At 38.9% G+C, this 3,391-nt stretch carries 3 protein-coding genes; all 3 read left to right on the top strand.

The features are described 5' to 3' along the window. Positions 1-176: metal ABC transporter solute-binding protein, Zn/Mn family (locus tag HMPREF2628_RS03585; protein WP_180364270.1), on the top strand; the 176-nt coding region annotated here is incomplete at its 5' end. 7 nt (positions 177-183) lie between these two features. Then, positions 184-2,781 (top strand): pneumococcal-type histidine triad protein, encoded by a 2,598-nt coding sequence (locus HMPREF2628_RS03580; protein ID WP_070842362.1) that lies wholly within the window; start codon positions 184-186, stop codon positions 2,779-2,781. Between the two features lie 180 nt (positions 2,782-2,961). Continuing rightward, on the top strand, positions 2,962-3,391 hold a 430-nt coding region (locus HMPREF2628_RS03575; RefSeq protein ID WP_373879012.1), incomplete at its 3' end, for a metal ABC transporter solute-binding protein, Zn/Mn family.

The raw sequence follows: 3,391 nt of genomic DNA, 5'->3' as shown, positions 1-3,391 counted from the left end.
TTAAAACAATTTTTACAGAAAGTAATGCTTCTTCGAAAGTAGCTGAAACTCTTGTTAAATCAACAGGTGTGGGTCTTAAAACTCTGAATCCTTTAGAAGCAGACCCACAAAACGATAAGACTTATCTAGAAAACCTAGAAGACAATATGAGTATTTTAGTAGAAGAATTGAAATGAGGAGATTATGAAAATCAATAAAAAATATCTAGCTGGGTCAGCAGCTGCACTTGTTTTAAGTGTCTGTGCTTATGAACTAGGTTTGCATCAAGCCCAAACTGTAAAAGAAAATAATCGTGTTTCATACATTGATGGTAACCAACCAAGCCAAAAGGCAGAGACTTTGACACCTGATGAAGTCAGTAAAAAAGAAGGTATAAATGCTGAGCAAATTGTTATCAAGATTACGGACCAAGGTTATGTGACTTCTCATGGAGACCATTATCACTACTATAATGGCAAGGTTCCTTATGATGCTATCATCAGTGAAGAACTTCTGATGAAAGATCCAAATTATCAGTTGAAGGATTCAGACATTTTCAATGAAATCAAGGGTGGCTATGTGATTAAGGTAGATGGTAAGTATTATGTCTATCTAAAGGATGCAGCACATGCTGATAATGTTCGCTCAAAAGAAGAAATCACTCGTCAGAAGCAAGAACACAGTAGTAATCACGGAGGAGGTTCTAACGATAATGCGGTTGTCGCTGCTAGAGCTCAAGGCCGCTATACAACGGATGATGGTTATATCTTTAATGCGTCTGATATTATAGAAGATACAGGCGATGCCTATATCGTTCCTCATGGCAATCATTTCCACTATATTCCTAAGAGTGACTTGTCTGCCAGTGAATTAGCTGCAGCTCGAGCCTTCTTATCTGGTAAAGGTAGTCAAACAAGCTCAGTTGGGTATCGTCCTTCAACAAATTCTTCTAGCAGTAGCGCATCAGAGACATCGAATAGTAGTTCATATGGACAAACGAATCAAAGCAATGTTGAGACAAATGCTAGAAGATGGGCTCCAAGTGTTAGCCCACAAGTGGATAATAGTTATCAAGCAAGTCCAAGTGAAGACGTATCCAGTCTCTTGAAACAGCTTTATGCCTTGCCTCTTAGCCAACGACATGTGGAATCAGATGGACTTGTCTTTGATCCAGCTCAGATTACAAGAAAAACTGCGAATGGTGTTGCAGTGCCACACGGAGATCATTATCACTTTATTCCTTATTCTCAAATGTCTGATTTAGAGCAGAAGATTGCAAGAATGATTTCTGAAAATTATCAAGGAAATCATACTACTGCAGGTGGCAAAGAATTAAAACCAATTCCGACTCCAAGCCTTCCAAATCCAACTCCGACTCCAATCCCTGCTCCAGAGCCTACCCCAATACCAAGTCCACAACCTGTACCAAATCCTCAACCAACTCCAAGCAATCCAATTGATGGAAAATTGGTAAAACAGGTGATTCGAAAGGTGGTTGATGGTTATGTCTTCGAAGAGAATGGAATTTCGCGTTATATTTCTGCCAAGGAACTTTCAGCAGAAACTGTTGCAGCCATTGATAATAAACTTGCCAAACAAGAAAGTTTGTCTCATGAGTTAGGAGCTAAGAAAACCAATCTTGCATCTGGTGATCAAAAATTTTACAACAAAGTTTATGATTTACTAGCAACAGTTCATCAAGATTTGGTTTCCAATAAAGGGCGCCAAGCTGATTTTGACGCTTTGGATAGACTATTGGAACGTCTCAACGATGAGTCAAGTGATAAAGTCAAGTTAGTTGATGATATCCTTGCTTTTCTAGCGCCGATTCGTCATCCAGAACGTTTAGGAAAACCAAATGCACAAATAGCTTACACAGATGATGAGATTCAAGTAGCCAAGTTGGCAGGCAAGTATACAACAGAAGATGGCTATATCTTTGATCCTCGTGATATCACCAGTGATGAGGGGGATGCCTATGTAACTCCGCATATGAGCCACAGTCATTGGATTAAGAAAGAAAGTTTGTCTGAAGCTGAAAGAGCAGCAGGTCAAGCTTATGCTAAAGAGAAAGGTTTGACGCCTCCTTCAACAAATCATCAAAGTTCAGGAAATACTGAGGCTAAGGGAGCAGAAGCGATTTACAATAGAGTAAAAGCAGCTAAGAAGGTACCACTTGACCGTATGCCTTACAATCTCCAACATACTGTGGAAGTTAAAAATGGAAGTTTGATTATACCTCATTATGACCATTACCATAACATCAAATTTGAGTGGTTTGACGAAGGACTTTATGAGGCACCTAAGGGGTATACTTTAGAAGAGCTATTTGAAACTGTGAAGTATTATGTCGAACATCCAAACGAACGTCCGCATTCAGATAGTGGTTGGGGCAATGCGAGCGACCATGTTCAAAGAAACCACAATAGTCAAGCTACTAACAATCAAACAGAGAAACCAACAGAGGAGAAAACTCAGACAGAAAAAATTGAGGAGGAAAAACCTCGCGAAGAAAAACCGAAAAATGAGAAAGCACAATCTCCAAAACCAAAAGAACCAGAGGAATCAGAAGAAGAATCACCATCGGAACCAGAGGAACATCAGGTTGAAACTGAAAAGGTTGAAGAAAAACTGAGAGAGGCGGAAGAGTTACTTAAAAAGATTAAGGATCCAATTCTTAAGTCCAATGCCAACGAAACTCTTACAGGATTAAAAAATAATCTGTTATTTGGTTCTCAGGACAACAATACTATTATGGCAGAAGCTGAAAAGCTATTAGTCTTGTTAAAGGAGAGTAAGTAACTATACAACTATTATAGAAGATAAAAAGGGAGCAGAATATGGATTCTGTTCTCTTTTTTATGAAATTGTGTAAAAATTCTTGACATATTTTCTAAATAAAGATAAACTATTTACTAGTTAATTAAATGGTTAAACACTAGTTAAGGAGTTATAGTGAAAAAGAGGACGATTTTAGTTTTGATGACCAGTGTATTGGCTCTGGTATTAGCTGCTTGTGGTCAAAAGGAAAGCCAGTCAGGTAAAGGGATGAAAATTGTGACCAGTTTTTACCCTATCTATGCCATGGTCAAGGAAGTATCTGGTGACTTGAATGATGTTCGAATGATTCAGTCAAGTAGCGGAATTCACTCCTTTGAACCTTCAGCAAATGATATCGCAGCCATCTATGATGCAGATGTATTTGTCTACCATTCTCATACGCTCGAATCTTGGGCAGGAAGTTTAGATCCCAATCTTAAAAAATCCAAAGTTAAGGTTTTAGAGGCTTCTGAAGGAATGACCTTAGACCGCGTCCCAGGGCTAGAAGATGTGGAAGCAGGTGAGGGAGTTGATGAAAAAACGCTCTATGATCCTCATACTTGGCTAGATCCTGAAAAAGCTGGCGAAGAAG

Origin of the sequence: Streptococcus sp. HMSC063B03 (assembly GCF_001836965.1) — a bacterium.
Classification (GTDB): Bacteria; Bacillota; Bacilli; order Lactobacillales; family Streptococcaceae; genus Streptococcus; species Streptococcus pneumoniae_F.
This window is presented reverse-complemented; position numbering and strand designations above follow the sequence as displayed.

Excerpts from the sequence above, each read along its gene's own strand:
- HMPREF2628_RS03580 (WP_070842362.1), top strand. The coding sequence starts at position 184 with ATGAAAATCAATAAAAAATATCTAGCTGGGTCAGCAGCTGCACTTGTT.